Raw genomic sequence first — 25,678 nt, 5'->3', positions numbered from 1 at the left:
GGGCCGCTTGGGGGGGCCGGCCGCACGCCGCTGCGCTGGATCAACGCGGCGGGGTGCGTTAACGCCGGTACGGCGCGGGGCAGGTCTGGTAAGGACCGGGCTCAGGGATACATACGCGTTCGTCGCTTCCGGGTCCGCGCCCGGGGGAACGCAACGTCCTTTCGAGGCCGCCGCGGCGGTCCTTCCGAGACAGGAGGGCGGACGGAGACAGTCGCTTCCGCCCGGCCCAGCACGAGTTCAGAACCCCGACCCGATGGCCAAGCCCCAGACGAACCCGCCTCAGATCAAAGCGGCCGCCCCCGCGCCGAAGCCCCAGACGGCGCGCTTCGCCCTGCCGAAATCCGGGGCGCTGGCCCGCGCCCTCGACGCGCTGAAGCGCGGCGACAGCCCGACCCTGGCCAATGTGCCGGAGGGCTTCGACGCCCTCGTGGTGGCGGATCTGGCCCGGGCGCTCAGCCGCGATTTCGAGGGGCCGGCGGTGCTGGTCCACGTGGCCCGCGATTCCGGGCGCTCGGCCGCCTTCGTCAGTGCCCTGAAGTTCGTCGCGCCCGAGATCGAGACGATGAGCGTGCCGGCCTGGGACTGCCAGCCCTACGACCGGGTCTCGCCCAACGGCGCCATCGCGGCCCAGCGCATGACGGCCCTGTCGCGGCTCGCCCGCTCGCGCTCCTCGGAGGAGCAGCCCCGCATCCTCTGCACCACCGTCAACGCCCTGATCCAACGCGTCCCCCCCCGCGAAAAGATCGCGGTCGAGACGTTCTCGGCCGCCATCGGCAACGTGGTGCCGATGGACACGGTGACGGCCTGGGTCGAGGCCAACGGCTTCCTGCGCACCGGGACGGTGCGCGACACCGGCGAGTACGCGGTGCGCGGCGGCATCCTCGATCTGTCGCCCCCCGGCCTGCCCAATCCGATCCGCCTCGACTTCTTCGGCGACACCCTGGAGTCGATCCGCGCCTTCGATCCCGAGACCCAGCGCACCGTCGGGCAGCTGCGCTCCCTCGACCTCGTGCCGATGAGCGAGGTGCAGCTCACCACCGAGACGATCCGGCGCTTCCGCCAGGGCTATCTCTCCACCTTCGGCGCGGCCACCCGCGACGACCGGCTCTACGAGACCATCAGCGAGGGCCGGCGCTATGCCGGCCTCGAGCACTGGATGCCGCTGTTCTACGACCATCTCGACACGCTGTTCGACTATGTCGGCGGGGTGCCGCTGGTGTTCGACGCCCAGGTGGACGAGGCGGCGGGCGAGCGCCTGACCCTGATCCGCGACTATTACGACGCCCGCGCCGAGGCGGTGAAGGCGCCGTCCCCGGGCGTCGCACCCTACAAGCCGCTGAAACCCTCCGCCCTCTATCTCACGCCGAACGAGTGGCGCGACCGGGTGGCCGCTGCCTCGGTCGCCCGGCTCTCGCCCTTTTCGATGCCGGAGAGCCCCGACCGGGCGACCATCGACTGCGAGGGCCGTCAGGGCCGCACCTTCGCGGCCGAGCGCGCCGACGAATCCGCCAGCGTGTTCGACGCCGCCGTCGCCCACGTGAAGGACCTGCAGGGGTCCGGTCATCACGTGATCCTGGGCTCCTGGTCCGACGGCTCGCGCGACCGGCTCTGCTCGGTGCTGGCCGATCACGGGCTGAAGAAGCCGGTCGCCATCAACACCCTGACGGCGGTGAACGCGCTGAAGCGCGGCACCGACGTGGCGGTGGCGGTGTGGGGCCTCGAATCCGGCTTCGTCGTCGACCGGCTCGCGGTGATCTCGGAGGGCGACATCCTCGGCGACCGGCTGGTGCGCCAGAAGCGCAAGGCCAAGCGCCCGCAGGACATCATCCTGGAGGTGCAGGCCCTCCAGCCCGGCGACCTCGTGGTCCATGCCGACCACGGCATCGGCCGCTTCGTCGGCCTCAAGACGGTGACGGCCGCGGGGGCGCCGCACGATTGCCTCGAGATCCAGTATGCCGGCGGCCTGCTGCTGCTGCCGGTGGAGAACATCGAGCTTCTGACGCGCTATGGCTCGGAGGATGCCGAGGTCGCCCTCGACCGTCTCGGCGGCGGCGCCTGGCAGGCTCGCAAGGCCAAGATGAAGAAGCGCATCCTGGAGATGGCGGGCCAGCTCATCCGGATCGCGGCCGAGCGCTTCGTCCGTCAGGCGCCCCGGCTCCACGCACCGGAAGGCCTGTACGACGAGTTCGCGGCGCGCTTCGCCTTCAACGAGACCGAGGATCAGGCCAACGCCATCGACGCGGTGCTCACCGACCTCAACGCCGGCCGGCCGATGGACCGCCTCGTCTGCGGCGATGTCGGCTTCGGCAAGACCGAGGTGGCGTTGCGCGCCGCCTTCGCGGGCGCGCTCGGCGGCAAGCAGGTGGCGGTGGTGGTGCCCACCACGCTGCTGGCGCGCCAGCACTACCGGACCTTCGCCGAGCGCTTCAAGGGCCTGCCCGTCGAGGTCGCCCAGATGTCGCGCTTCGTCTCGAACACCGAGATGAAGCGGGTGCGCGACGGGCTCACCGCCGGCACCGTCGACATCGTCGTCGGCACCCACGCGCTGCTGGCCAAGACCGTCGCCTTCAAGGATCTCGGCCTCATCATCGTCGACGAGGAGCAGCATTTCGGCGTCGCCCACAAGGAGCGCCTCAAGGCGCTCCAGGCCGACGTCCACGTGCTCACCCTGTCGGCGACGCCGATCCCCCGCACCCTGCAGCTCGCCATGACGGGGGTCCGCGAACTCTCGATCATCGCGACGCCGCCGGTGGATCGCCTGGCGGTCCGCACTTCGGTGACGCCGTTCGATCCCCTGCTGATCCGCGAGGCGCTGCTGCGCGAGCGCTATCGCGGCGGCCAGTCGTTCTACGTGGTGCCGCGCATCGAGGACCTCGCCGAGGTCAAGCGCTTCCTCGACCAGGAGATGCCCGAGACCACCGTCGCGGTCGCCCACGGCCAGATGGCGGCGGGCCAGCTCGAGGACGTGATGACGGCCTTCTACGAGGGCAAATACGACGTGCTGCTCTCGACCACCATCGTCGAATCCGGCCTCGACATCCCCACCGCCAACACCCTGATCGTGCACCGGGCCGACATGTTCGGCCTCGCCCAGCTCTACCAGCTGCGCGGCCGCGTCGGGCGCGCCAAGGCCCGGGCCTACGCGCTGTTCACCACCCCGGCCAACCGCACCCTCACGGTCCAGGCGGAGAAGCGCCTGCAGGTGCTCCAGACCCTCGATACCCTCGGGGCCGGCTTCCAGCTCGCGAGCCACGACCTCGACATCCGCGGGGCCGGCAACCTCCTCGGCGACGCGCAGTCCGGCCATATCAAGGAGGTCGGCTACGAGCTCTACCAGCAGATGCTGGAGGACGCCGTCACCGCGCTCAAGGCCGGCATCGACGAGCCGGTGGAGGAGGCGTGGTCGCCCACCATCGCCCTCGGCGCGCCGGTCACGATTCCGGAAGACTACGTGGAGGATCTCACGGTCCGCCTCGGGCTCTATCGCCGGCTCTCGACGCTGGAGAACGACGCCGAGATGGAGAGCTTCGGCGCCGAGCTGATCGACCGCTTCGGCCCCCTGCCGCCGGAGGTGGAGCAGCTCCTCAAGATCGTCACCATCAAGATCCTGTGCCGCGACACCAACGTGGAGAAGGTCGAGGCCGGCCCGAAGGGCGTCGTCGTCCACTTCCGCGACAAGGCCTTCGCCAACCCGCAGGGGCTGGTGACCTACGTCGCCGAGCAGGCCTCCTTCGCCAAGGTGCGGCCGGACATGAGCATCGTGTTCATCCGCGAACTCGACACCATCCCGGAGCGCCTCAAGGTGACGACCACGATCCTGCGCAGCCTGTCGACCATCGCCCGCCGCAAGAAGGCCGCCTAAGCCGCGAAGCGACGGGTCTCCCAAACGCGAAACGGGCGCGCCGCGCGGCACGCCCGTTTCGAAAAGCCGTTCTCCAAGAGCCGTTTCGGCCCGGTCGCTCAACCGATTCCGATCAGAGGTCGGGCTCGTTGAGCACGTAGGGACCGATCTGGCTCTGCAGGTCGATGGCCGTTCCGGACCGGCGCGCCATGCCCTCGTCCACCACGATGACGGGAATGCCCGCCTGCCGCATCTGCTCCCGCAGACGCTCCGAGAGCTGGGCATAGGCCGGATCCCGGCGGGACGAGGCCTGGAGCAGGATTGCGGCCGGGCGCGCGATCACCGCGAGCACGTCGTGTGCCGCCTCGAGCGAGGCGGTGACGCTGGCATAACCGAGCTCGGCGAGTTCGGCGGCAAGCGAATGATCGATGGCGCGGTGACCATCATCGACAACGAGAACTTGTTGCAGCGCACCCATGAGCATCAGTGCTAGCCCATCCATCGTCCCTTGGAAAGAGACCCGTGTGACAACACACATGGGGGCGGTTGGTTCGCCGGCCACGTTTCGAACATGACCGTGACGTCGGCCGCCTGACCGGAACCTGAACCGATTCGGTGCGCCGCATCATTCCGTGCCGGAACGGCGCGAAGGTTTCGGCGCAAGATCCTCCAACGACCCGACAATCCGGTTCGCGGCGCTGCGCGCCCGCATCCCTCGCCCTTTGACCGCGCGCATGACGGGCAGCGCCCGGATCATCGGCTCCCGCGTGACGGGAGCATGACGCGTCAGGCGCGACGGATCGCGAGGGTCTGGTCGTCCTCGACATCGACCGAGAAGGCCGAAGCCGCCCAGGCATCCACCGTTTCGGGGATGGTGATGTCGCGCTGCAGCGCGCCGGCATGGCAGGCCCGGCCCCGGAAGGCGAGGCGTCCGTCGGGGTCCCGCCGCAGGGCCATCAGGGTCGAGAACAGGTGCCCGCGCTCGGGATAGGTCAGGGACAGGGCGACATCGTTGGCCTCGCGGGCCCCGGCGAGCAGGGCGGTCTCCTCGAAGGCGACCGCATCGATGACCGGCCGGTTCGCCTGCGGGGTCAGCCATCGGGGGCCGAGGCGTCCCGGCGCGCGATGGGCAAGGACGATTCCGTCGAGGGAGGTCGGCAGCCGGCTGGCGGCGAGGTTGCGTTCCAGGGCGGCGGGCACCACGAGCCGGGTCGGCAGCGGCCCGTCGAGGGTGGCGGCGAAGCTGCGGGCCTCGAACACCGGGAGCGTCTCCAGGCCGGCCCCCGCCACCAGCGCCGCACCAAGCCCGGTGACGAGGCCGCGCAGGTCGGTCTGCGGCAGCAGGCTGAGAATGCGGTCTCCGGGCTGGACCCGGGCCGTGACGAGGTAGACGGCGATCGCCGCGAGCAGCGCGTCGCCGCTGCGATGGACGGGCCGCGCGGGGTCTCCCTCCGCGAAGCTGATGAACCCGCCGGGTCCGGGCGCGAAGGGGCCGCCCGCCGCATCCAGGACCATCGCGTCGAGGTTGATCACCCCGTCGGGAACGTCGGGTCCGAAGGCGGCGAGGTAGCGCAGGCCGAAATAGCGCACCGCGACGCGACACAGGCGCTGGGCCGGGGCGAGGGGGCCGAACCGCGTCTGGGTGATGACCGCCGGGAGGCCTGCGGTCTGCACCGCCGCAAGCAGGCCGTCCTCGTCGAGGGCGAGCGGCAGCAGGCACGGGATGTGACCGGCGGCCTCCACGGCCAGATAGGCGAGAAAACTCTCGGAGCTGCCTGCGAGTGCGATGCCGATGCGGCTCGCCGGTGCGAGGCGCCAGCCGCGCAGGCCGTTGGCGAGGCGGGCCACGATCTCCGCCGCCGCCGCGTAGGTCCAGGTAATGGCGGCCCGTCCGCTCCACAGGGGCTTGTGCGGCGGATCGATGAAGGCGACGCGGTGCGGATGCGCCTGCGCCGTGGCGGCGAGCAGGGTACAGAGACGCTGCGCCCGGGGCGGAACCCGTACGGTAGCCGGACCCTCGCCGGCCGGGCCGGAACCTGCCCCCGGACCGATCAGAGCCGGGCGGTCGCGGCCGGCGGGGGGAAAGCCGGTCATCCGGCCACTGGCCTGGGACAAGGGAATCCCTGCCCGGACGGAGTCCAGAAGGTGGGCGGCTTGAAGATGGGCTGCATGCTGCGCCGGCACGTGCGCTGACTCCCGAGACCCTTCGTTCATGGGGCTTTAGGGTTAAGCGCCCCTTAACCGATCGGCCGCCGGGCAACGGCTCCGATGTCATGTCTTCGCCGCATTCGGGAGGAAAGCAGGCCGCCTTGTCGTCGAGGCGGGACTGGCCGTGAACGGTCTGGTCCGAGGGGTGCCGCGGCGCGGGAAGGATCTTCCACGGCGCCGGTGCGGTCCCGGTTCCATCAAGTCTCTCCGTCCCGGGGGAATTCGGTCAGAAGGCGCCGTTTCGGCAGGCTTGGGTTCGGTGATTCCGCCGACCGGGTGCCGGAAGTCCGCGCCGACGCCCGAAGCGCCCTTGCAGTCCGAACCGTTCGATGCGAATCCGCGCCCCAGCTTCGAGGCGCATCCCGCGAGCCGAATCCGTTACGCCGTATCTTAAGGGGTCAGAGCTGATGTTCTTCGCCAACCATCCTGCGCGCCCGCTGCGCGTCGCCGCGTTCCTCGCCCTGGCGGGTGTTACCGGAGTCGCGGGTCTCGCCGGACCGGCCCTCGCGCAGGCGCCGAAGGGTAAGGCTGCGCCGGCCCCGACCGCTCCCGCCCCGACGGCTCCTGCGGCCGCCGCGCCGACCGGCGCAGCCCAGACGGGGCCCCAGATCGTCAACGTGAAGTCCGATCCGGCCCAGACGGAATGGACCAAGGTCTGCGGCAAGGACCAGGGCAGCGGCACCGACGTCTGCTACACCACCCGCGACTTCGTCTCCGACCAGGGCCAGCCCGTGCTGGCAGTCGCCGTCTACGAGATGAAGAATGCCGCCCAGAAGCAGGAAGTGCGGGTCATCCGCTACCTGCTACCCCTCGGTCTGCTGCTGCAGCCGGGCATCCGCTTCACCATCGACGGTCAGCAGGGCACCGCGGGCAAGTTCGCCGTGTGCTTCCCCAACGGCTGCTTCGCCGAGGCCGGCAATGTCGGACCCGAGATCATCGCTGCAATGAAGAAGGGCACCACCCTCAACGTCAGCGTCCAGAATCAGACCCAGCGCGAAGTCACCTTCGCGGTGCCGATCGCGGGCTTCGGCAAGGCCTTCGACGGCCCGGCCATCGACCCGAAGGTGCTGGAGGAGCAGCAGAAGAAGCTGCAGGCGGAACTCGAGAAGCGCAGCGAGGACATGCGCAAGAAGCTTGAGCAGCAGAACGCCTCCGGCGCCGCTCCGGCGGCGGGCGCACCGGCCACCGCACCGAAGCCTTGAGATCGCGAGGCTGAGACCTTCGATCCTGCCGGCCGCGCAAGCGGCCGGCCCCAACGAAACGAGGCCGGGCGCGATGCCCGGCCTCGTTTCGTTTCGGGGTATGGCCGGCCGGATCCTCGGGCCGCGCCGTCGCCGTCAGTTGGCGTGGGCGGCCCCGCGCATGCGGTAGCTGCCATCGTCGCCGCGCTCGAACACCTCGGCGATGCCGGTATGGCGCAGGGCCTCGCCGGAGGTATCGGGCACGAGGTTCTGCTCGGAGACGTAGGCGACGTACTCACTTTCCGCGTTCTCGGCGAGCAGGTGATAGAAGGGCTGGTCCTTGCGCGGGCGGACTTCCTCGGGAATCGCCAGCCACCACTCCTCGGTGTTGTCGAACACCGGATCGATGTCGAAGACGATCCCGCGAAACGGGTAGATGCGGTGACGCACCACGGCACCGAGGCCGAACTTGGCGGTTCTCATCATGGAATCGGCAGTGGTCGTATCAGTCATGATCACAAAATAAGATGCCTCGGTGCCGTTGTCATCGGCGGCCCAGCGCCGATGACAGGGAGGCGGAGGGAAAAGCTCAGGCGAGACCGTAGGTCTTGGCCAGATCCGGGTCCTTCTCGGCAACGAGCTTGGCGAGATCGACGATGACCTTGGCCTGCTTCCAGGTGGCGTCGTCCTGCATCTTGCCGTCGAGCATCACCGCGCCCGTGCCGTCGGGCATCGCCTCGACGATCCGCACCGCGAAGGCCACCTCGGCCGGATCGGGCGCGAAGACCCGCTTGGCGATGGCGACCTGATTCGGGTGCAGGGTCCAGGCCCCGGCGCAGCCCATCAGGAAGGCGTTGCGGAACTGGGCCTCGCAGGCCTCGCCATCGGAGAAGTCGCCGAAGGGGCCGTAGAAGGCTTTGAGGCCGTTGGCCATGCAGGCATCGACCATTTTCGCGATGGTGTAATGCCAGAGGTCCTGCTGGGCGGAGGCGCGGGCGGCGCCATCGCTCGTCGGGTCGGCGATGACGCGGTAATCCGGGTGGCCGCCGCCGACGCGAGTGGTCTTCATGCCGCGGGAGGCTGCGAGATCGGCAGGGCCGAGGCTCATGCCGTGCATGCGGGGCGAGGCGGAGGCGATGGCATCGACGTTGGCGACGCCCTCGGCGGTCTCCAGGATGGCGTGGACGAGGATCGGCTTCGAGACGCCGTGCCGTGCCTCGAGCTGGGCCAGCAACTGGTCGATGTAATGGATATCCCACGGCCCCTCGACCTTGGGCACCATCACGACGTCGAGCTTGTCCCCCACCTGGGACACGATCTCGAACAGGTCGTCGAGGATCCAGGGCGAGTTCAGGGCATTGATGCGGGTCCAGAGGCCGGTGCCGGTGCTGGCGAAGTCGGTCGCCTGCGCCATCGCCACGAAGCCCTTGCGGGCGGCCTCCTTCTGATCGATCGGCACTGCGTCCTCGAGATTCCCGAGCACCACGTCCACGGTGGCGGCGAGTTCCGGCACGCGGGACCGGACCTTCTCGTTGTGGGGCGGAACGAAGTGGATCATCCGCTCCAGCTTGATCGGAAGCTCGCGGAACGGGGCCGGCGCGCCGGTGGCGAGGGGCTGAAAGAAGCGACGTGGCAGTTTCATGGGCGTTTCGGGCTCCCGGTTCTTCTTGATGAGATGGGCGTGCCGGACCAGCCGTTAGGGCAACCTCAGGCCCCCCGTAAAGGTGTGCGGGCACACGCAAGCCATTTGCCACGCCGCTGCCCGGAGTGAAGTTGCGGAACGGGCGGCCCCGCCTCACGTTCTCACGATCGAGGGGGCTCCTCACCAGATACGAAGGACGGACCCATGTCCGGATCATCGATCAGCCGAACCGGCTTGCGCCATCCGGCTCTGCTCTGGGCCACCGTCATCGGTCTCAGCCTTCCGCAGACGGCCTTCGCAGGCGAGCGCGCCAAGCCCCACGTGGACAGGGCGTCGGCCGAGAATCAGGTTCGATCCGAGAAACAGAGCGGGCGCGTGATCTTCACGGCGGCCGAGGCCGCGACCGCCCGGCCGGACGGGCTTTCCGCGGACATCCGCCTCCCCGGCGACGACGCCGGCGCCTTCCGCGCCCTGATCGATCAGGCCTCCGCCGCCGATCGGCCCTGGCTCGTGCTCTCGGGCGGGGGCGAGAACGGCGCCTTCGCGGCGGGCCTGCTCAACGGCTGGAGCGAGGTCGGCACCCGACCGGATTTCGGGGTCATCACCGGTGTCAGCACCGGCGCCATGATCGCTCCCTTCGCCTTCATCGGCGCGCGTGGAGACGCCGCGCTGCGGGAGAACTACACCGAGATCTCGGCAGCCGACGTGTTCGAGTTCGGCGGCACCAACGAGGCGCTCACCGACACCTGGCCGCTCAAGCGCCGCATCGACCGGGCGGTGACGCCGGCGCTGCTTGAGGCGGTGGCGGCCGAGCACGCCAAGGGTCGCCGCCTTCTGGTGGCGACCACGGCGGTGGACGGCGAGCGCCCGGTCCTGTGGGACATGGGCGCCATCGCGAAGGCCGGCGGCCCGAAGGCCCTGGCGCTGTTCCGGTCGGTGATCCTGGCCTCGTCCGCGGTACCGGGCGTGTTCCCACCGGTCATGATCGACGCGGTGGCGGGCTCCGGCAAGCGCTTCCAGGAGATGCACGCCGACGGCGGAACCACAGCGCCGTACTATCTCGCCCCGGAATCGGTGCTTCAGGCCAAGGACCCGACACCGCTGCCGACTCGTCAGGTCTATCTCGTGGTCAACAACACCCTGACGCCCGACTTCCAGATGGCGTCGCGTACCACCTTGAGCGTGCTCGGCCGCTCGATGTCGGCGGCGATCAAGGCGCAGACCCGCGCGGCGCTCGCGCTGAGCGAGGGGTTTGCCCGGCGCACCGGCCTCGACCTGCAGGTGGCTCAGATCGACGGACGCTTCGGCAAGACCTCGTCCGCGCCCTTCGATCAGGGCTACATGAAGGCGCTGTTCGCCCAAGGCGTGGCCCTGGGCAAGGCCGGCACGGCCTTTCAGGACGGCCGGACGGACCCGGCGGAGATCGCCACCGGTTCGGTGGAGCGCCGGGCTACGCAGGACGCTCCGGTCCGAAGCGTGGCCGGACGCTGATCAGCGCATCAGGCTCGGCGCGCCGAGGCGGGGCAGCACGCCCTCGCGCATGACGACGCGGCGCAAGGGACCGATCGTCGTCATGGCGAGGAGCCCGAGGCCGCGCAGGGCGTCCACCGGCAGGAGGCTGGTGAGAAGGCTGCGGTTGAGGGCGTCGACGGCGGTATTCCGCAAGCGCGCGTCGAGGTCACGTCCCCGGGTGAAGGCCGACAGCGCGGCGCGCGAGCCCGGGTCCCGCCCATCCTCCACCGCCCGCATCACCGCGTCGCGCAAGGACGCCGCGTCGCGCAAGCCGAGGTTCAGACCCTGCGCCCCGATGGGGGGGAAGACGTGGGCGGCCTCGCCGATCAGGGCGAGGCGGGCCGCGACCGGACTCGGCACGGACAGCCCCCGCATCGGCACCAGGCCGCGCGGGCCGTCGATGCGCATGGCGCCCAGCATCGCCTGGGCCTGATGCCCCACCGCCCCGGCGAGGGCCTCGTCGTCGAGGGCCGCCAGGCGCTTGGCCGGACTCTCGCCCATCACCCAGACCAGGCTCGAGCGGTGCCCGCCGGGCAGCGGCACGAGGGTGAACGGCCCCTGCCGGGTGTGGAACTCGGTGGAGACGTCACGGTGCGGCCGCGTATGGGCCAGGATCGTCGTGAGGGCGCTCTGCGGGTAGGTCCAGGTGCGCGGCACGATGCCGGCGGCCTCACGGACCTTCGAGCGCGCGCCGTCCGCCCCGGCCACGAGGCGGGCCGACAGGGTGGCGCCCCCCGCCAGGGTGATCGTGGCCGCGTCGGCGCCGGCGGCGAAGCCCGCGGCGTCTTCCTCGAACAGGGTGAGGTTGGCCGCCGCCCGCGCCTCGGCCCGCAGGCCCTCCACAAGGCGGGCGCTCTCGACGTTCCAGCCGAAGGCGTCGAGCCCGATCTCGGTGGCGACGAAGCGGGCCGGCGGCGGGCGGAACAGGCTGCCGGTGTCGTCGACGATGTGGAGTTCGGCCAACGGGCTCGCATGCGGCGCGATCGCCGCCCAGACCCCGAGGGCGTCGAGGAAGCGCACCGATCCGTCGAGGAGTGCCACCGTGCGCCCGTCGGCCACGGGGGCGTGCCGGCCGACCAGGGCTGTGGCGACGCCGTCGCGGGCGAGCGCCAGAGCGAGGCTCAGGCCCGCCGCGCCGGCTCCCACCACGGCGACCGCGAAAGGTTTGGATTTCGCGAAAGGCTCGGATTTCGGGGGAAGTGTCGCCACGGCTTCGCGGACTCCTGATCGGCATCGGGCCGAGCATCGGCCCGGGGCTTAGCGAAAGACCCTGACGCTTACAGAGGCGTGTCACCGCGCCGGTCAAGGCCGCGATGGTGCCGCAGGGGCGGGGCTTGTACCATCCGGCGCAAGGCCGTGACCATCGGCTGCCCGGAGGCCACCCCGATCATGAGCCTGTTCATCGCGCTGCTGGCGCTCGGCTTCCTGATGCTCGTCGCCTATCGCGGCTTCAGCGTCATCCTGTTCGCGCCCGTGGCCGCCCTGCTGGCGGTACTGCTCACCGATCCGTCGGCGGTGCTGCCGGTCTTCTCCGGCCTGTTCATGGAGAAGATGGTCGGCTTCGTGAAGCTGTACTTCCCGGTGTTCCTGCTCGGGGCGGTGTTCGGCAAGGTTATCGAGATGTCGGGCTTCTCCCGCTCCATCGTGACCGCGGTGATCGACCTCGTTGGCGCGCGGCGGGCCGTGCTCTCCATCGTGCTGGTGTGCAACCTGCTTACCTATGGCGGCGTCTCGCTCTTCGTGGTGGTCTTTGCGGTCTATCCCTTCGCGGCGGAGGCCTTCCGCCTCAGCGACATCCCCAAGCGCCTGATCCCCGGCACCATCGCGCTCGGGGCCTTCTCCTACACGATGGACGCGCTGCCCGGCACGCCGCAGATCCAGAACATCATCCCCACCACCTTCTTCGGCACCAACACCTGGGCCGCCCCCTGGCTCGGGCTGATCGGCGCGGCCTTCATCCTGGTGGTCGGCGTCGCCTATCTCGACCGGCGCATCGCCTCGGCCAAGCGTCAAGGCGAGGGCTACGGCACCGGCCACAGCAACGAGCCGCAGGTGATGGACGAGGCCGCCCGCGCCCACCCGGCCATCGCGCTCCTGCCGCTGATCGTGGTGGGGGTGTCGAACCTCGCCTTCACGGCCGCGATCCCGCGTCTCTACGGCCCCAAGGCCGAGACGGTTCTGGCCGGCCTCGACAAGCCCATCGTCACCGCGGTCTCCTCCGTGACCGCGATCTGGGCGGTGGAGCTGGCGCTGCTCGCCGGCATCCTCACCGTGCTGGTCTTCGCGTGGCGCCCGGTCTCGCAGGGCTTCGCCGAGGGCAGCCGCGCGGCGGTGGCGGGCTCGCTGCTGGCGGCGATGAACACCGCCTCCGAGTACGGCTTCGGCGCGGTGATCGCCGCGCTCCCGGGCTTCCTCGTCATCCGCGACGCCCTCTCGGCGATCCCCAACCCCCTGGTCAACGAGGCCGTGACGGTGACGGCGCTCGCCGGCATCACCGGCTCGGCGTCGGGCGGCATGAGCATCGCGCTGGCGGCCATGTCCTCCACCTTCATCGCGGCCGCGCAGGCCGCCAACATCCCCATGGAGGTGCTGCACCGGGTCGCCGCCATGGCGAGCGGCGGCATGGACACGCTCCCCCATAACGGCGCGGTCATCACCCTGCTGTCGGTGACGGGCCTGACCCATCGACAGGCCTATGCCGACGTCTTCGCCATCACGCTCCTGAAGACCGCGGCGGTGTTTCTGGTGATCGGCGTCTATTACCTCACCGGCCTCGTCTGAGCCGGAGTGCCGGCGCCCGCCTCCGACGCAACGCGCCGCAGGGCGAGACGGGGTGAACGGCCGGAGGCCCCTGTCCGGTGCGCCGCCGCACATGGCGCAGCCCGAGAGGGATGAGACCCTGCGGCATTGCCGGCGCACCGGGACCGTCTATGTCGCTGCTCATTGGGGTCGATGGACCCGGGCGGTGTCAACGACCGACCGGAGCCCCGTCGAAGATCATTCGAAGACCATTCGAAGACTTGCATTAGGGAACGACACGATGCCGAAGGCGATCCAAGTTCACGAGTACGGCGGCCCCGAGGTGATGCGCTACGAGGACGTGACCCTGCCGACACCGGGCCCTGGCCAGATCCACGTCCGCCAGACCGCCATCGGGGTCAACTTCATCGACATCTACTTCCGCTCGGGCGCCTACAAGGCGCCGCAGCTGCCCTTCACCCCCGGCAAGGAGGGGGCCGGCGTCGTCGTGGCCCTGGGCGAGGGCGTCACCGAGTTCCGGGTCGGCGAGCGGGTGGCCTACGGTTCGGCCGCCAGCACCTACGCGGAGGAGGTGGTGATCGAGGCGAGCGCCGCCGTGCATCTCGCTGACGGCGTCGACGACCAGACCGCCGCCGCCATGATGCTGAAGGGTCTCACCGCCGAGTACCTGCTGCACCGGACCTACGCGGTGAAGCCGGGCGACACCATCCTGTTCCACGCCGCCGCGGGCGGCGTCGGCCTCATCGCCTGCCAATGGGCCAAGCACATCGGCGCCACGGTCATCGGCACCGTCGGCTCCGCCGAGAAGGCCGAGCTCGCCCGCGCCAACGGCTGCGACCACGTGATCCTCTACCGCGACGAGGACTTCGCCGCGCGCGTCAAGGAGATCACGGGGGGCAAGGGCGTGCCGGTGGTCTATGACGGCGTCGGCAAGGACACCTTCCCGGCCTCCCTCGACTGTATCAGCCCCTTGGGGATGTTCGTCAGCTTCGGCTCGGCTTCCGGCCCGGTGGACGATTTCAGTCTGGCCCTGCTCGGCCAGAAGGGCTCGCTCTACGCCACCCGCCCGTCGCTCTTCGCCCATGCGAGCAAGCGCGAGACCCTCGACAGCATGGCCCGGAACCTGTTCTCGGTGGTGGCGAGCGGCGCGGTGAAGATCCCGGTCCACCACACGGCCAAGCTCGCGGACGTGCAGCAGGTCCATCGCGATCTTGCCGGCCGCAAGACCACCGGCGCCACGGTGATGATCCCGTGAGACCGACCGAGGGGGACGTCCTCCTCGTCATCGACCTGCAGGCGGACTTCCTGCCCGGCGGGGCGCTGGCCGTGCCGGACGGCGACGCGGTGATCGCGCCGATCAACCGCCTTCTCGGGCAGTTTCCGCACGCGGTCCTGACCCAGGACTGGCATCCGCCGGGGCACGTCTCGTTCGTGACGAGCCATCCCGGCCGGGCACCCTTCGAGACCGTGCCGCTGGCCTATGGCCCGCAGGTACTGTGGCCGGAGCATTGCGTGCAGGGCAGCGCCGGCGCGGAACTCGCGCCCACCTTGAATGCGGCGCGCGCCGAACTGGTGATCCGCAAGGGCCATCACCGCCACGTCGACAGCTACTCGGCCTTCCTGGAGGCCGACCGGCGCACGCCGACAGGGCTCGCCGGCTACCTGCGGGAGCGCGGTTTCACCCGCGTGGTCCTGTGCGGCCTCGCCACCGATTACTGCGTCGCCTGGAGCGCCCTCGACGCGCGGGCGGCGGGGTTCGAGGCCGTGGTGTTGGCGGACGCCGTGCGGGGGATCGACCGCGACGGCTCGGTGGCGCGGGCCTGGGCCGAGATGGCAGCGGCCGGGGTCGGACGGGCCATGAGTGGGACGTTCGGAAGAGGGTAGGGCGATTTCAGATGGCACCACTCCGTCATTCCGGGGCGCGTCAGCGGCGTGCAATCCAGAGCCGCCAACGGTGTAAAGTCTTGCACGACCTGCGTTTCTGGATCCCGGGCTCCGCTGCGCGGCCCCGGGATGACGCGGTGCTACGGGCGGGTTTCCGACGAGCAAATCGGCATCTGAGATAGCCCTGCCCTTGTGGGGGAGGGGCCAGGGGTGGGCCCGCTGGCCTCCGCAGCTTGGGGGGCACCCAATCACCCCCACTCCTAACCTCTCCCCACAAGGGGGGAGAGGGACGGGTCACGCTCCTACACCGCGCTCCCATAGAGGTCGTACGCATCCGCGCGCTCGATCTTCACGGTGACGATGTCGCCCACCCGCAGGGGGCGGCGTGACGTGATGTGGACGGTGCCGTCGATCTCGGGGGCGTCGTACTTCGAACGGCCCTTGGCGACGGTGCCGTCGGCCGCGTCGATGAGGACCGGCAGGCGCTTGCCGATGCGGGCCTTCTGCAGGCGGACGGAGACGGTCTGCTGCGCCTCCATGAAGCGGCGCTTGCGCTCGGCCTTCACCTCCGGCGGAACCGGGTCGCCGAGGCCGTTGGCCACCGCCCCGCCCACCGCCTCGAACTCGAAGCAGCCGACGCGCTCGAGCTTGGCTTCGCGAATCCAGGTCAGCAATTCCTCGAACTCGGCCTCGGTTTCGCCGGGGAAGCCGACGATGAAGGTCGAGCGGATGGCGAGATCGGGGCAGATCTCGCGCCAGCGCCGGATGCGCTCGAGCTGGCGTTCCTGGTTGCCGGGCCGGCGCATGCGGCGGAGCACGGACGGGCTCGCGTGCTGGAGCGGCATATCGAGGTAGGGCAGGATCTTGCCCTCGGCCATGAGCGGGATGACCTCGTCCACGTGCGGATAGGGATAGACATAGTGCATCCGCACCCAGGCCCCGAGCGTGCCGAGTTCGGCGGCCAGATCATAGAACTTCGCCCGCACCTCCCGGTCGCGCCAGAGGCTCGAGGCGTAGCGGATGTCGACGCCGTAGGCGGAGGTGTCCTGCGAGACCACCAGCAGTTCCTTGACGCCGGCCTTCACCAGCTTCTCGGCCTCGCGCAGCACGTCGCCGGCCGGCCGGCTGACGAGATCGCCGCGCAGGGACGGGATGATGCAGAAGGTGCAGCGATTGTTGCAGCCCTCGGAAATCTTCAGGTAGGCGTAGTGGCGCGGCGTCAGCTTCACGCCCTGCGGCGGCACGAGATCTAGGAACGGGTCGTGCGCCGGGGGCACCGCCTCGTGCACCGCCGCCACCACCGATTCGTAGGCCTGCGGCCCGGTGACCGCGAGCAGGTTCGGATACTTTTCGCGGATTTCCTCGGGCTGGGCGCCCATGCAGCCGGTCACGATGACGCGGCCGTTCTCCGCCATGGCCTCGCCGATGGCCGAGAGCGACTCGGCCTTGGCCGAATCGAGAAAGCCGCAGGTGTTGACGATGACGACGTCCGCGCCGTCATGCCGCCGGGCGAGCTCGTAGCCCTCCGCCCGCAGGTGCGTGAGGATGCGCTCGGAATCCACCAGCGCCTTGGGGCAGCCGAGGGAGACGAAGGAGATTTTCGGCGCCGCCTTGGCGGGGGCCGGCGGCAGGAGGGATGCGGTCATGGATGCTCGTCGGGCCGGATCGGCTTCTGAAACCGGATCGGCCGTGGAATCGGGGGAGGGCGGGACAAAGAGGTTGACAGCCCTATAACGGGATTCGCGCGCCCAAGCGAGCCAGGCCGCGCCGAGCCATGCGCGGATCGCGCTTTTGCCACGGCATCGCGCATGCCACCTGTGCATGATACCGCAAGCCGCGACGGATGCTTCGGCCCCAGTTCCTCAGTCCGGGTTCTTCACTTCGAGTTCTTCAATTCGAGTTCTTCGGCCCACCGGGATCGTCCGTCCGCGGCGTCCCCGAACCTTCGAGTCATCATGTGGATTGCTGACCTCCCGTTCGTCGAGCCGGTCGCGGCGGCCGAGGCCCTGGGCGCCCTCCCGGGCCTCGCCTTCCTCGACAGCGCCATGCACCACGACACGCTCGGCCGGACCTCGACCCTGGCGGCGGACCCGTTCGGGCGCTTCCGGTTCCGCGATGGCGTCGCCACGCTCGACGGACGGACGGTGCCGGGCAGCGGTCTCGCGGCGCTGCGGGCTTGCCTCGCGCCCTACCGCACGGCACCCGACCCCGATCTCCCGGCCTTCGCCGGCGGCGCGATCGGCTATGTCGCCTATGATTTCGGGGCGGCCCTGGAGCGGGTGGCGCCTCCGGCCCGCCGGGCGGGCCTCTGCGATGACATCGCCTTCAATCTCTACGACACGGTGCTGAGCCTCGACCACGCGACCGGGCGCTGCCGGCTCCTCGCCACGGGCTTTCCCGAAACCGAGCCGGCCGCGCGCGAGGCCCGCGCTCAGTCCCGACTGGCCCAATTCACTAGCCTGCTGGAGCGCGCGCGCCCGAGCCCGGAACCTCCGGCGCAGGGGCCGCTGGCCTGGCGCTCGAACTTCACCCGTCCGGCCTACGAGGCGGCGGTGGAGCGGGTGCGCGACTACATCCGGGCCGGCGACATCTACCAGGCCAACATCGCCCAGCGCTTCGAGACCGACCTGCCGGAGGGCTTCGACTCCTTCGCCCTCTACCGACGCCTGCGCGCCACCAACCCGGCGACCTTCGGTGCCTATCTCGACTTCGAGGGGCTGCGGGTCGCCTCCAGCAGCCCCGAGCGCTTCATCCAGCTCAAGGGGCGGGCGATCGAGACCCGGCCAATCAAGGGGACGGTCCGCCGCGTCCCCGATCCGCAAGAGGATGCACGCCTCGGGGAAGCCCTCCAGGCCAATGCCAAGGAGCGGGCCGAAAACATCATGATCGTCGACCTGCTGCGCAACGACCTGTCGCGCATTTGCGAACCCCACAGCGTGCAGGTGCCGGTGCTGTGCGGGCTCGAATCCTACGCGTCCGTCCACCATCTCGTGTCGGTGGTCACCGGAACCCTGAAAGCCGACATGGACGCCCTCGACCTGATCGCCGCCACCTTCCCGGGCGGCTCGATCACCGGCGCGCCGAAGCTGCGCGCCATGGACATCATCACGGACATCGAGGGCGACGCGCGCGAACTCTATTGCGGCGCCATCGGCGCGTTGGGCTTCACCGGCGACCTCGACACCGCCATCGCCATCCGGACCGTGTTCATGAACGACCGCACGGCCGTGCTGCAGGCCGGCGGCGGCGTCACCCTGTTGTCCGAGCCGGGGCCCGAATACGAGGAGACCCTGACCAAGGCCGCGCGGGTGTTCCAAGCCTTTGAACCGGACGCCTTCGAACCGGACGCCTTCGTACCGCACGCTTGCGAACCGGATGCCCAGTCCGGGGCGGGGAGGGCGCCGTGATCCTCGTCATCGACAATTACGACAGCTTCGTCTTCAACGTGGTGCGCTACTTCGAGGAACTGGGCGAAACCGTGCGGGTGGCGCGCAACGACGCCCTCGACGTCGCCGGCATCCGTGCCCTCGACCCCGCCGCGATCGTGATCTCGCCCGGTCCCTGCACGCCGGCGGAGGCGGGCATCTCGCTGCCCGCCATCCGTGAACTCTCCGGGGCGGTGCCGCTGCTCGGCGTCTGCCTCGGCCACCAGGCCATCGGGGCGGCTTTCGGCGGCCGGGTGGCGCGCGCCGGGCGCCCCCTGCACGGGCAGGCCACGCCGATCCGCCACGACGGGGCCGGTCTGTTCACCGGACTGCCCGACCCGATGCAGGTCGGGCGCTACCACTCGCTGATCGTGGCGCCGGAGCCCGGCATGGCCGACCGGCTCAGCATCGACGCGGTCTCGACCGAAGGGGAGGTGATGGCCCTGTCGCACCGGACCCACCCGACCTGGGGCGTGCAGTTCCATCCGGAATCGGTGCTGACCGAGAACGGCCATGCCGTCTTCGCCAATTTCCTGCGCCTCGCCCGGGATTGGCGCGCGACCCGGGATCTGCCGGCTGCGACCGATGCTGTGGTTTGACGGACGACTCACCGAGGGGCCGGTGTCCTTCGACCTCGCCGACCGGGGCCTGACCCTCGGAGACGGGGTGTTCGACACGGCGCTGGCCCGGAGCGGCCGCATCCTGTTCGAGGCCGCGCACGTGGCCCGCCTCGCCGCCGCGACGGCGATGCTGGGCTTTCCCGTGGCGCCCGCGCACATCGCGGCAGCGATGATTTCGCTCGCGGCGGAAATGGGGCGGGTCCACCCCCTGGCGGCGATCCGCACCACCGTGACCCGCGGCTCCGGCCCGCGTGGGCTCGGCCCCCCGGCCGAACCCCGGCCGGTGCTGTGGGCGAGCGCCGCCCCGGTGGGAGACGCCCTCGCCTTCGCGCCGCTGACCCTCCACGCGACGGGCATCCGCCGCAACGAGACCTCGCCGGCCGCGAGCCTGAAGACGCTCGGCTATCTCGACGCGGTGCTGGCGGCGGGCGCGGCGCGGGCGGCGGGCTTCGACGAGGCCCTGTTCCGCAACACGCAAGGGCGCGTCGCCTGCGCGGGCACCGCCAACCTGTTCGCGGTGCTCGACGCCACTCTCGTCACCCCGCCTCTCTCGGACGGCGTCCTGCCCGGCATCCTGAGGGCCGAGATTCTGTCGCGGGCCCAACGCCTCGGCCTGCCCACCGCCGAACGGAGTTTCGACCTCGACGCCCTGCACGCCGCCGAGGCGGTGTTCCTCACCAATTCCCTGCGCGGTCTCGCCCCCGTGACGGCCATCGACGCCACCGCCTTCGCCAGCGCGGGTCACCCGCTGGTGACGGCCCTGGTCGACGACCTGCGCGGGGACTTCACCCCGTGACGGTGTCCCGGCTGTGGTGGCGCCTGCCGCTGATGGCGGCCTATGGCTTCATCGGCGTGGTCCACCTCGCCGCCCCCGACGCGTTCCTGCCGATCATGCCGGCTTGGGTGCCGGAGCCTCGGCTCACCGTGATCGTCACCGGCCTGTGCGAACTCGCCGGGGTGCTCGGCCTCGCCTATCCGCCGACCCGGCGCTGGGCCGCGATCGGGCTGGCCCTCTACGCCGTCTGCGTCTTCCCGGCCAACCTCAAGCATGCGCTGGAGGGCATCGTCGTGCCGGGCCTGCCCGACAGCTGGTGGTATCACGGCCCCCGGCTGGCGTTTCAGCCGGTCTTCGTCTGGTGGGCGCTCTATGCCGGCAGAGTCATCGACTGGCCGTTCCGCCAATCCTCGGTCAGCCCGTCTCCGACATCTTGACCTCCGACATCTTGACCGCCCGCCAGGCCGCCTCCATCGCGTCGAGATCGCAGTCGGAGAGGCCCGAGCCTTGAGCCTCCAGGATCGCCGCCATGGCGGTGAAGCGGCGCGCGAATTTCATATTCCCTTCTCGTAAGGAATATTCCGGATCGATTCCGAGGTGGCGGGCGAGGTTCGCGACCGAGAACAGCAGGTCACCGAGTTCCTCCGCCACCGCCGCCCGGGTGCCGTGGACCATGGCGTCGGCGACCTCGTCGATCTCCTCGCGCACTTTCAGCACCACCTGGGCCGGATCGCTCCAGTCGAAGCCGTAGGTCGCCGCCTTGGCGGAGAGCTTGTGGGCGCGGGTCAGGGCGGGGAGGGGCAGCGGAATGCCGGCGAGCGGGCCCGTCTCCTGCGGAGGCTTGGCCCGGCGCTCTTCGGCCTTGATCGCCTCCCATTGCCGCGCCACCGCCCCTGGGTCGCGCCGGGGCGAGCCCTTCGGCAGCAGAGTTCCGTCCGGCGCGAATACGTGCGGGTGGCGCCGGACCATCTTCTCCACCACCGCCCGAACCACGTCCGGGAAGGCGAACAGCCCGGTCTCCTCGGCAATGCGGGCGTGGAAGACCACCTGGAGCAGCAGGTCGCCGAGCTCGTCGCGCAGGTCGTCCGTGTCGCCCCGCGCGATGGCGTCGACGACCTCGTAGGCCTCCTCCACGGTGTAGGGGGCGATGCTGGCAAAATCCTGGGCCACGTCCCAGGCACAGCCGACCTCCGGGTCGCGCAAGGTCGCCATCAGGGCCAGCAGATCCTCGATCTTCACCACGTCTTCTCCGCCCATCGGTGTCGGTCCGATCCCTGTAGCGGATTGCGGGCCAACCGGTGAGGCTGGGGATGGTGGCGGGAGAAGCGGTGTTGTCTTCCCCAAATTCCCTTGAAAAAGCCTTGGCCGGGCGCGTGTTCGTTCTTCCGAACGGGCGTCTCGACCCTTAGGAAAGGTATCAGTAAGAGATTCTCAGAGAGTCATTTCTGAGAGTTATATGGAGGGCCGAAAAACCCTGCCGGACTGAGGACTTATGGGTGGTTCGCGTATCGAACTCTGCGCAGGGTCGTATCGAACTCTGCGTGCCGCCGTATCGGATTCGGCGGTAGAATTCGGGTCGCGCGTATCCGAGTCTGCGTGAACCCGTATCGGGTTCGGCGTGGATAAGTCCTCCCGCCGGTGAACTCTGGGGATTGTGCCGAATCCAGTCCCGTATCGAACTCTGCGTCAGCGTCTGCGCGCCGGATGCGGCCTGCGGATCGACGGCAATTTTTCCCGTTCCGGCCGGTGGATAGCCGGGATGATTCCCACTTGCGGCGCTTGCCGCCGAGACTCCGCCGCGGGGAATCGGGCATGGTCGGCGCATCGCGGTCCGGGACTCACTGTCGGGATCATGGGCCAGGATCGATCGGGGCGGGGTCTGTTGGGGATCGAGGACACATTGGCGGGCATCCGCGACGCCGACCTCCTCGCCGAGGTCGAGGCGGCGCGCGGCAGCTTCCTATTCGCCACGATCGCGGAGACCATCCTGCACCGGCAGCGGGCCCGGGATGCGGAGGTTGCCGCGCGCGGAGCCGTGGCCGGGCGACGCCAGGCCATGGGCCGCGACCAGCGCCGCCGCGATGCCATCCGGGAGGTGATCGAGACTGAGCCAACCGGCCCGGAGAACCTGCAGCACATCCACTCGGTGCTGGCCCTATGCGGCCTGCCCTATCGCGACCCCGGTGACGCCCGCGAGTTCTTCCGCGAGTACGGACGGAATTCCTTGAGCCTGCTGGCGGGGCGCCTCAAGAACCCGGCCACCGGCGAGATGGAGTTCCAGGGCCTGCCCTACGGCCCCAAGGCCCGCCTCGTGCTGCTGCACCTCTGCACCGAGGCGGTGCGCCAACGCAGCCCGACCATCGCGGTGGCCGACAGCCTGTCGGGCTTCATGAAGGAGATGGGATTCGCCGTCACCGGCGGCGAACGTGGCACCATCCGGCAGTTCAAGGAGCAGCTCGCGCGGCTGGCCGCCTGCACCCTGCAGATCGGCCTCTGGGACGGGGCGGGCAGCGCCAGCACCCTCAACGTGCCGCCCTTCCGCCAGCTCGACCTCTGGCTGCCCCAGGGGGCCGACGGAGTTGTCTGGCAGAAGAGCGTGCAGTTCCACCAGGATTTCTACGACAACCTGATCCAGCACGCCCTGCCGGTGGACATCCGCGCGGCCCGGGCCTTCTCGGGCTCGGCGCGCAAGCTCGACCTGCTGTTCTGGGTCGGCTACCGCCTGCGCGCCCTGCAGCGCCCCTTACGCCTCACCTGGGACAACCTGCACAGGCAGTTCGGCGCCGACAACGCCAGCATCCGCAGCTTCCGGCAGGCCTTCAAGGCGGATCTCGCCCATCTGCAGGAGGTGTTTCCGAAGCTGCCGATCCGCCTCGACGATACCGGCATGCTGCTCCAGCCCGCCGACCCGAGCGCCCTTCTGATCCCGCCGCGCGGGACGAAGCTGCCGCGCGGCGCCAAGCCAGCAAGCAGAGCCGCAGCGACGGGCTAAGTCCGTATTCCCTCTTTACAGAAGGAATATACGGCAGGAGAGGACTTGCGACGCAGCCTGCCATAGGGAATAGGATCTGGAATACGGAGTTGCCGCGGCAACACACGGAATATTCCAAGGGGATCCGATGTTTCTGTCCGAAGCCGAAGCGGAAGCCGCCCTAGGGGATCTGCGCCGCCGCCGCGACGAACTCGACCGCGCCATCGCCGACCACCAGCTCTACCTCGAACTCGGCCGGCGCCTGCGGCCGATCGGCCCGGCGCCCGCCGCTGCACCGCAGGCGCCTCCACTCGGCGCCTGGGCTGCTCCGGGCCACTCGTCCGCCGCGGCGGAACCGGCCTCCATGCCAGGGCAGGCCTTCGTTGCAGAAGACGACTTCGTTGCAGGAGACGACTTCGCTGCAGGAGACGACGTGGCGCCGGGCTCGATCTCGGGTCCCGGGCCGGTCGAGCCCGCACGCGCCGGCGACGATCTCGTGGCGGCGCGCCGGCACGGACGCGCGCTCGTCGCGGCGGCCGTCAACCTGCTGCACGAGGCCGGCCGGCCTCTCCATGCCGGCGAGATCTGGCAGGGCCTCACCGGCCTCGGCTTCGAGATTCCGGGCCACGACCCGGTGGCGGCCCTCAACACCCGTCTGTGGAAGCGCGCAGGCCCGGGCGGCCCGCTGAAGCGCCTCGGCGAGGCGGTCTATGCCCCGGCCGAAGAGGACGAGGATCTGGGCTGAGCCGCGCCCCGGCATGGGGCAGGGTGACGGGGCGAGGGGGGGCCGCCTTCGCGGCCTTCGAACGAGGCTCCGTGCCGATCGGCCGGCTCCTTGGATCAGCGGGAACGCCGTCGGCCGGCTGCGCCGGACGCGTTCGATCCTGGGCCGGCGGAGGCGTGAACATCCGGCACCTTGCGTCATCCGGATCCTGGGCTTGGCTGCGCGGATTCGGCATGACGGGGACTGGAAGCGAGGTTCCGGTTCGGCGCACCGCCTCTGCGATCCCATCACACCCCTAAAAAATCACTCCGGCAGGGCGAACACGGTGAGCTGCCCGCCGAGCGCCGTGTAGCGCGACAGCGCGGCGTAGCCGCCGACCGCGCCGGCGCCGTCATTCGGATCGGTGAGGCCGGCCGCCAGTCCGATGCCGGCCCAGCCGCCGATTCCGGAGAGCACGGCGACGTATTGCCGGCCCTTGTGCAGGTAGGTGGTGACGTTGCCGACGATGCCGGACGGCGTCTTGAAGCGGTAGAGTTCGCGGCCGTCCCGCGCGTCGACGGCCTTGAGATAGCCCTCGAGGGTTCCGTAGAACACGACATCCCCGGCGGTGGCGAGCACGCCCGACCAGACCGAGAACGGCTCGGGAATGGTCCAGCGGATCGCCCCAGCGACCCCGTCCCAGGCGGTGAGGGTGCCGGTGCGGGGATCGTCGGGGGCCGGGTGCAGACTCACGGTGGCACCCACATAGGGCAGGCCGGGGGTGTAGGAGACCCGGAACGGCTCGTAATCCATGCAGATGTGGTTGGTCGGCACGTAGAACAGCCGCGTCCGGGGCGAGTAGGCCGCCGGCTGCTGGTTCTTGGCCCCGATGGCACCGGGGCAGATGCCCGTGGTGGTCTCGTCCTCGCCGGTGGCCTCGGGGGCATGGCGCGGATCGAGCACCGGGCGCCCGTAGCTTGGCGAGGTCGCGTCGAGGTCGATCTGCGTCGCCCAGTTCACCGCGGGGTCGAATTTCTGCGCCACCAGGAGTTCGCCGGTGGCGCGGTCCAGGGTGTAGCCGAAGCCGTTGCGATCGAAATGGGTGAGGAGCGGGCGGGTGGCGCCGCCGAATGCTTGGTCGGTCAGGATCATCTCGTTGACGCCGTCATAGTCCCACTGGTCGTGGGGCGTCATCTGGTAGAGCCAGCGGGCGATGCCCGTATCGGGATTCCGCGCCACGATCGACGTCGCCCAGCGGTTGTCGCCGGGGCGCTGCGCCGGGTTCCAGGTCGAGGGATTGCCGGTGCCGTAATAGACGAGGTCGAGGGCGGCATCGTAGGCGAACCAGCCCCAGGCGCAGCCGCCGCCGGTCTTCCACTGGTCGCCTTCCCAGGTCTTCAGGGAGGAATCGCGGCCGATGGGCTTGCCGAGCGACGTGGTCCGTTCGGGGTCGACCCGCATCTGTTCGTCGGTGCCCGTGGCGGTGGCGCGCCAGAGCCGGTCCCCGGTCTTCGCATCGTAAGCGGTGACGTGGCACTGGACCCCGAACTCGCCGCCCGAGAGGCCGACCAGGATCTTGCCCTTCACCGGCAGCACGGCGGCGGTGTTGGTCTCGCCCCGGGCCGGGTCGCCGTTCTTCACCGACCAGTTCACCCGGCCGGTCTTCGCATCGAGGGAGACCAGGGTGGTGTCGGCCTGCTGCAGGACGAGGGCGCCGTCCGCGTAGGCGAGGCCCCGGTGGACCGTGTCGCAGCACAGCAGGGCCGAGACCGCCGGGTCCTGCTTCGGTTCGTAGCGCCAGAGAATGCGGCCCTCGTGGTCGAGGTCCAGGGCCGTGACGGTGTTGGGAAAGGGGGTGTGGACGTACATCACCCCGTCGACCACCAGGGGCGCACCCTCGTGGCCGCGCAGGATGCCGGTGGAGTAGGTCCAGGCGACCTGAAGCCGGCCGACATTGGCGGCTTTGATCCGGTCGAGGTCCGCGTAGCGGGTGTTGGCCGCGTCGATCGTCGGCAGCACCGTCTGGGCCGCGGCGGGACCCGGAAAGGCGTCCGCCAGCAGGACGAGCAGGAGGAGGGCGCGCATGGGACTCCCGGTTGCGAAGGGGCGGAGACGTCCCCTCCCCGTGCCACAGCCGGGGGCCGAAGCGAAGGGAC

General features: G+C 70.1%; 20 protein-coding genes. 12 read left to right on the top strand and 8 right to left on the bottom strand.

Translation table 11 applies throughout. The features are described 5' to 3' along the window. Nucleotides 1-253: 253 nt before the first annotated feature. Nucleotides 254-3,862, top strand: a complete 3,609-nt coding sequence (gene mfd / locus J7U37_RS16340) for a transcription-repair coupling factor (protein ID WP_247636399.1) — start codon at nucleotides 254-256, stop codon at nucleotides 3,860-3,862. Between the two features lie 112 nt (nucleotides 3,863-3,974). Here the strand turns inward: mfd and J7U37_RS16335 are convergent, their stop codons facing one another. Beyond that, complete coding sequence (locus tag J7U37_RS16335) at nucleotides 3,975-4,319, bottom strand: hypothetical protein (protein ID WP_056181292.1); 345 nt, start codon at nucleotides 4,317-4,319, stop codon at nucleotides 3,975-3,977. Between the two features lie 308 nt (nucleotides 4,320-4,627). Then, nucleotides 4,628-5,935 carry an AMP-binding protein gene (locus J7U37_RS16330; protein WP_247636398.1) on the bottom strand — a complete coding sequence of 436 codons (1,308 nt, stop codon included), beginning with the start codon at nucleotides 5,933-5,935 and terminating at the stop codon, nucleotides 4,628-4,630. A gap of 521 nt (nucleotides 5,936-6,456) precedes the next feature. On the opposite strand from J7U37_RS16330, the gene J7U37_RS16325 reads away from it, so the two are divergent. Next, a complete protein-coding gene (locus J7U37_RS16325) occupies nucleotides 6,457-7,251 on the top strand; it encodes an invasion associated locus B family protein (protein WP_056181123.1) in 795 nt (264 codons plus the stop codon). A gap of 135 nt (nucleotides 7,252-7,386) precedes the next feature. On the opposite strand, the gene hspQ is transcribed toward J7U37_RS16325, so the two are convergent. Continuing rightward, complete coding sequence (hspQ, locus tag J7U37_RS16320; RefSeq protein WP_056181298.1) at nucleotides 7,387-7,743, bottom strand: heat shock protein HspQ; 357 nt, start codon at nucleotides 7,741-7,743, stop codon at nucleotides 7,387-7,389. A gap of 76 nt (nucleotides 7,744-7,819) precedes the next feature. Beyond that, nucleotides 7,820-8,872 carry a CoA ester lyase gene (locus J7U37_RS16315; protein WP_056181126.1) on the bottom strand — a complete coding sequence of 351 codons (1,053 nt, stop codon included), beginning with the start codon at nucleotides 8,870-8,872 and terminating at the stop codon, nucleotides 7,820-7,822. Between the two features lie 204 nt (nucleotides 8,873-9,076). Here J7U37_RS16315 and J7U37_RS16310 point away from each other — a divergent pair, with 204 nt between their 5' ends. After that, nucleotides 9,077-10,363, top strand: a complete 1,287-nt coding sequence (locus J7U37_RS16310) for a patatin-like phospholipase family protein (protein WP_247636397.1) — start codon at nucleotides 9,077-9,079, stop codon at nucleotides 10,361-10,363. Here the strand turns inward: J7U37_RS16310 and J7U37_RS16305 are convergent, their stop codons facing one another. Next, on the bottom strand, nucleotides 10,364-11,593 hold the full coding sequence (locus tag J7U37_RS16305; protein WP_247636396.1) for an FAD-dependent monooxygenase: 1,230 nt from the start codon (nucleotides 11,591-11,593) through the stop codon (nucleotides 10,364-10,366). A gap of 180 nt (nucleotides 11,594-11,773) precedes the next feature. Between J7U37_RS16305 and J7U37_RS16300 the strand changes: the two genes are divergently transcribed. The 3 genes from J7U37_RS16300 (at nucleotide 11,774) to pncA (ending at nucleotide 15,028) form a co-directional block, all read left to right on the top strand. After that, a complete protein-coding gene (locus tag J7U37_RS16300; protein ID WP_247636395.1) occupies nucleotides 11,774-13,165 on the top strand; it encodes a GntP family permease in 1,392 nt (463 codons plus the stop codon). Between the two features lie 259 nt (nucleotides 13,166-13,424). Continuing rightward, nucleotides 13,425-14,399 carry a quinone oxidoreductase gene (locus J7U37_RS16295; protein WP_056487254.1) on the top strand — a complete coding sequence of 325 codons (975 nt, stop codon included), beginning with the start codon at nucleotides 13,425-13,427 and terminating at the stop codon, nucleotides 14,397-14,399. Further along, nucleotides 14,396-15,028: a bifunctional nicotinamidase/pyrazinamidase gene (pncA, locus tag J7U37_RS16290; protein ID WP_247636394.1), complete on the top strand. Its 633-nt coding sequence runs from the start codon at nucleotides 14,396-14,398 to the stop codon at nucleotides 15,026-15,028. Before J7U37_RS16295 ends, pncA begins: the two co-directional genes overlap by 4 nt. 302 nt (nucleotides 15,029-15,330) lie before the next feature. Here the strand turns inward: pncA and rimO are convergent, their stop codons facing one another. Beyond that, complete coding sequence (gene rimO / locus J7U37_RS16285; protein WP_247636393.1) at nucleotides 15,331-16,674, bottom strand: 30S ribosomal protein S12 methylthiotransferase RimO; 1,344 nt, start codon at nucleotides 16,672-16,674, stop codon at nucleotides 15,331-15,333. 309 nt (nucleotides 16,675-16,983) lie between these two features. Between rimO and pabB the strand changes: the two genes are divergently transcribed. Genes pabB through J7U37_RS16265 form a run of 4 tightly spaced genes read left to right on the top strand, consistent with a single transcriptional unit; the run spans nucleotide 16,984 to nucleotide 20,285 of the window. Further along, nucleotides 16,984-18,435 carry an aminodeoxychorismate synthase component I gene (gene pabB / locus J7U37_RS16280; RefSeq protein WP_056487243.1) on the top strand — a complete coding sequence of 484 codons (1,452 nt, stop codon included), beginning with the start codon at nucleotides 16,984-16,986 and terminating at the stop codon, nucleotides 18,433-18,435. Next, nucleotides 18,432-19,052, top strand: a complete 621-nt coding sequence (locus J7U37_RS16275) for an aminodeoxychorismate/anthranilate synthase component II (RefSeq protein ID WP_056181150.1) — start codon at nucleotides 18,432-18,434, stop codon at nucleotides 19,050-19,052. The genes pabB and J7U37_RS16275 overlap by 4 nt, the downstream gene beginning before the upstream one ends. Continuing rightward, nucleotides 19,039-19,869 carry an aminotransferase class IV gene (locus J7U37_RS16270; RefSeq protein WP_247636392.1) on the top strand — a complete coding sequence of 277 codons (831 nt, stop codon included), beginning with the start codon at nucleotides 19,039-19,041 and terminating at the stop codon, nucleotides 19,867-19,869. The genes J7U37_RS16275 and J7U37_RS16270 overlap by 14 nt, the downstream gene beginning before the upstream one ends. A 32-nt stretch (nucleotides 19,870-19,901) precedes the next feature. After that, nucleotides 19,902-20,285 carry a DoxX family protein gene (locus J7U37_RS16265; protein ID WP_056487530.1) on the top strand — a complete coding sequence of 128 codons (384 nt, stop codon included), beginning with the start codon at nucleotides 19,902-19,904 and terminating at the stop codon, nucleotides 20,283-20,285. On the opposite strand, the gene mazG is transcribed toward J7U37_RS16265, so the two are convergent. Beyond that, complete coding sequence (gene mazG, locus J7U37_RS16260; protein ID WP_247636391.1) at nucleotides 20,263-21,105, bottom strand: nucleoside triphosphate pyrophosphohydrolase; 843 nt, start codon at nucleotides 21,103-21,105, stop codon at nucleotides 20,263-20,265. The genes J7U37_RS16265 and mazG overlap by 23 nt on opposite strands. 595 nt (nucleotides 21,106-21,700) lie before the next feature. Here mazG and J7U37_RS16255 point away from each other — a divergent pair. Together J7U37_RS16255 and J7U37_RS16250 are read left to right on the top strand one after the other, a co-directional pair. Further along, complete coding sequence (locus J7U37_RS16255) at nucleotides 21,701-22,840, top strand: replication protein RepA (protein WP_244477056.1); 1,140 nt, start codon at nucleotides 21,701-21,703, stop codon at nucleotides 22,838-22,840. 127 nt (nucleotides 22,841-22,967) lie between these two features. Continuing rightward, on the top strand, nucleotides 22,968-23,564 hold the full coding sequence (locus tag J7U37_RS16250) for a winged helix-turn-helix domain-containing protein (RefSeq protein WP_247636390.1): 597 nt from the start codon (nucleotides 22,968-22,970) through the stop codon (nucleotides 23,562-23,564). Between the two features lie 282 nt (nucleotides 23,565-23,846). Here J7U37_RS16250 and J7U37_RS16245 read toward each other — a convergent pair whose 3' ends face one another. After that, the gene (locus J7U37_RS16245) at nucleotides 23,847-25,607 is read right to left on the bottom strand and encodes a methanol/ethanol family PQQ-dependent dehydrogenase (RefSeq protein WP_247636389.1); all 1,761 of its coding nucleotides are present in this window, start codon (nucleotides 25,605-25,607) and stop codon (nucleotides 23,847-23,849) included. Nucleotides 25,608-25,678 lie beyond the last annotated feature (71 nt).

This window comes from Methylobacterium sp. 37f (genome assembly GCF_023093475.1).
In the GTDB taxonomy this organism is placed as follows: Bacteria; Pseudomonadota; Alphaproteobacteria; order Rhizobiales; family Beijerinckiaceae; genus Methylobacterium.
The sequence above is the reverse complement of the archived record's forward strand: the minus strand, read 5'-3'. Positions and strand labels throughout refer to the sequence as shown.

Bases quoted from the DNA above. Each gene is read 5' to 3' on its own strand.
- J7U37_RS16255 (WP_244477056.1), top strand. From the start codon at position 21,701: ATGGGCCAGGATCGATCGGGGCGGGGTCTGTTGGGGATCGAGGACACA.
- pabB (WP_056487243.1), top strand. From the start codon at position 16,984: ATGTGGATTGCTGACCTCCCGTTCGTCGAGCCGGTCGCGGCGGCCGAG.
- J7U37_RS16270 (WP_247636392.1), top strand. From the start codon at position 19,039: ATGCTGTGGTTTGACGGACGACTCACCGAGGGGCCGGTGTCCTTCGAC.
- J7U37_RS16315 (WP_056181126.1), bottom strand. From the start codon at position 8,872: ATGAAACTGCCACGTCGCTTCTTTCAGCCCCTCGCCACCGGCGCGCCG.
- J7U37_RS16250 (WP_247636390.1), top strand. From the start codon at position 22,968: ATGTTTCTGTCCGAAGCCGAAGCGGAAGCCGCCCTAGGGGATCTGCGC.
- J7U37_RS16330 (WP_247636398.1), bottom strand. From the start codon at position 5,935: ATGACCGGCTTTCCCCCCGCCGGCCGCGACCGCCCGGCTCTGATCGGT.
- J7U37_RS16310 (WP_247636397.1), top strand. From the start codon at position 9,077: ATGTCCGGATCATCGATCAGCCGAACCGGCTTGCGCCATCCGGCTCTG.
- J7U37_RS16325 (WP_056181123.1), top strand. From the start codon at position 6,457: ATGTTCTTCGCCAACCATCCTGCGCGCCCGCTGCGCGTCGCCGCGTTC.
- J7U37_RS16335 (WP_056181292.1), bottom strand. From the start codon at position 4,319: ATGGGTGCGCTGCAACAAGTTCTCGTTGTCGATGATGGTCACCGCGCC.
- J7U37_RS16245 (WP_247636389.1), bottom strand. From the start codon at position 25,607: ATGCGCGCCCTCCTCCTGCTCGTCCTGCTGGCGGACGCCTTTCCGGGT.
- hspQ (WP_056181298.1), bottom strand. From the start codon at position 7,743: ATGACTGATACGACCACTGCCGATTCCATGATGAGAACCGCCAAGTTC.
- J7U37_RS16265 (WP_056487530.1), top strand. From the start codon at position 19,902: ATGGCGGCCTATGGCTTCATCGGCGTGGTCCACCTCGCCGCCCCCGAC.
- J7U37_RS16295 (WP_056487254.1), top strand. From the start codon at position 13,425: ATGCCGAAGGCGATCCAAGTTCACGAGTACGGCGGCCCCGAGGTGATG.
- mfd (WP_247636399.1), top strand. From the start codon at position 254: ATGGCCAAGCCCCAGACGAACCCGCCTCAGATCAAAGCGGCCGCCCCC.
- mazG (WP_247636391.1), bottom strand. From the start codon at position 21,105: ATGGGCGGAGAAGACGTGGTGAAGATCGAGGATCTGCTGGCCCTGATG.
- J7U37_RS16300 (WP_247636395.1), top strand. From the start codon at position 11,774: ATGAGCCTGTTCATCGCGCTGCTGGCGCTCGGCTTCCTGATGCTCGTC.
- rimO (WP_247636393.1), bottom strand. From the start codon at position 16,674: ATGACCGCATCCCTCCTGCCGCCGGCCCCCGCCAAGGCGGCGCCGAAA.